This window comes from Brunnivagina elsteri CCALA 953 (assembly GCF_002289455.1).
Lineage (GTDB): Bacteria > Cyanobacteriota > Cyanobacteriia > Cyanobacteriales > Nostocaceae > Brunnivagina > Brunnivagina elsteri.
Genome location: NZ_NTFS01000715.1, coordinates 1 through 1,605, shown reverse-complemented (window position 1 = coordinate 1,605; position 1,605 = coordinate 1). Strand labels below are relative to the sequence as shown.

General features: G+C 37.4%; 3 protein-coding genes. 2 read left to right on the top strand and 1 reads right to left on the bottom strand.

Annotated features, from left to right (window positions below):
- On the top strand, positions 1-291 hold a 291-nt coding region (locus CK510_RS30150; protein WP_211293362.1), incomplete at its 5' end, for a peptidoglycan-binding domain-containing protein.
- 134 nt (positions 292-425) lie between these two features.
- Positions 426-914 carry a hypothetical protein gene (locus CK510_RS30145; protein ID WP_095725088.1) on the top strand — a complete coding sequence of 163 codons (489 nt, stop codon included), beginning with the start codon at positions 426-428 and terminating at the stop codon, positions 912-914.
- Between the two features lie 37 nt (positions 915-951).
- Here CK510_RS30145 and CK510_RS30140 read toward each other — a convergent pair.
- Positions 952-1,605, bottom strand: a 654-nt coding sequence (locus tag CK510_RS30140; RefSeq protein ID WP_143289519.1) for a phosphodiester glycosidase family protein, incomplete at its 5' end; no start/stop codon positions are given.

The window sequence follows — 1,605 nt, the reverse complement described above, 5'->3', positions numbered from 1 at the left end:
CAAACAGCAAACAAAGAGCAACTTACCCCCTGTCACAGAATGCCCGTTTTGCGCCGTGATGACCACCAAAAAACTGCTTCTGAGTCTGTTAAAGTTTTACAAACACGCCTACAAAGCTTTGGTTTCAAATCTTTAAAAGCTGATGGTTTATTTGGTAAAAAAACAGAAGATGTAGTCAAAGAGTTCCAAGAAAGAGGTAATGACCATGACCCAACAGTTCTTGTAGATGGAATTGTCGGACCTCTGACTTGGCAAGCTTTGGGTATGTGTGTAATTATTAGTGACCACTAAAATTGATATATATAAACGTATATAAAAGCTCAAGAAAAAACTACCAAAAATTGCATTTATTCCCATAAATTTGTAATTGAGGTAGTGTAATGAGATATTCAAGCTAGTTGAAAATATTTAGAGAGTCAATAAGCGTGAAAAAAATTAGTAAGTTTGTGTCTTTGTCTAGCTTAGTTGGTCTAACTTTGGGTTTTTCCCCAAACCTTGCAATTCAAAGTGCTAATGCCCAAACTACAAAATCTTGTAGTGCAGCTAGTTTAAACTCTGCATATCGCAAATTAGGCGAACTTCCTATTGTAGAGGTAAAAACAAACGGGGCAGCTTATTCCAGCACAGCTTATAGCGGGGGGAATAAACGCTTTGCCTATATTGTTTTAGACTCTACAAAAAAAACTGTGGCGCGTGTGGACTTGAGTTATTCTATAAACCAAAAAGGTCGCAACATTGCTAGTATTAAAGTCTGTGGAGATGTTCAAAAATCGTCAGAATTTCCGGCTGTTAAGTTCAACTTTTCAGGCGGAAAATTGATAAATGTTTCTGTAATCGGCACTCAAAATTTAACTTACGTTGTTCCAAAACCAGCGCACACAACAACTATCCTGACTGTAATTGATGCCACCTAATTCTAATTAACAAATTGATTGATCGCCCATTTTCTTCTTACTTACCTGCATAAACAGCTAATATATGAGGTATGGGTCGATTTGTCGCAATCAAAGGTTTCCCATCCACAATTAACCCGGTACTGCTACCACCATCTAGCATTACCATGTCGCTTACACCAAAGCTTTTCAACACATTAGATGCATCTATTTGACGAGCGTAATTACTAGAATACAGAATTACAGTTTCTTTTAGGCGATCGCCATCATCATCGCGCACACCAACAAAGGTTCGTGGTAAGTTACTTGCAGCAGATTTGTTAGCATTTACATCTAATCCACCAACTACATCTGGTGTCGAACTGTCAAATGTTTCGGGAGCATAATTGGCAATATCAGCAAATCCTTGTTGGGAATTAAAAGCAAACGTGCGAATTTGTCCCGGATATTCGTTACCAATTGCATAGCCATAGGTAATTAAACGACTATTAACCTTTAAACCAAATGCAATTCCTGTAGGTTCGTTGTTCTGAGAAAAAAAAGCAGCATTAACAATCACCCTGGCTTTTCTTGATGACGTATTTTGCTTTACCGCATCTTGCCAAAACTGGGTAAGTAATTGTTTTTTTATTTTTCCTTCTCGATTACCCTCTACAGTACCAGTTAAGTTATTAATTGTACCTTTTTTAGTATTGACAACGGTGACATATTC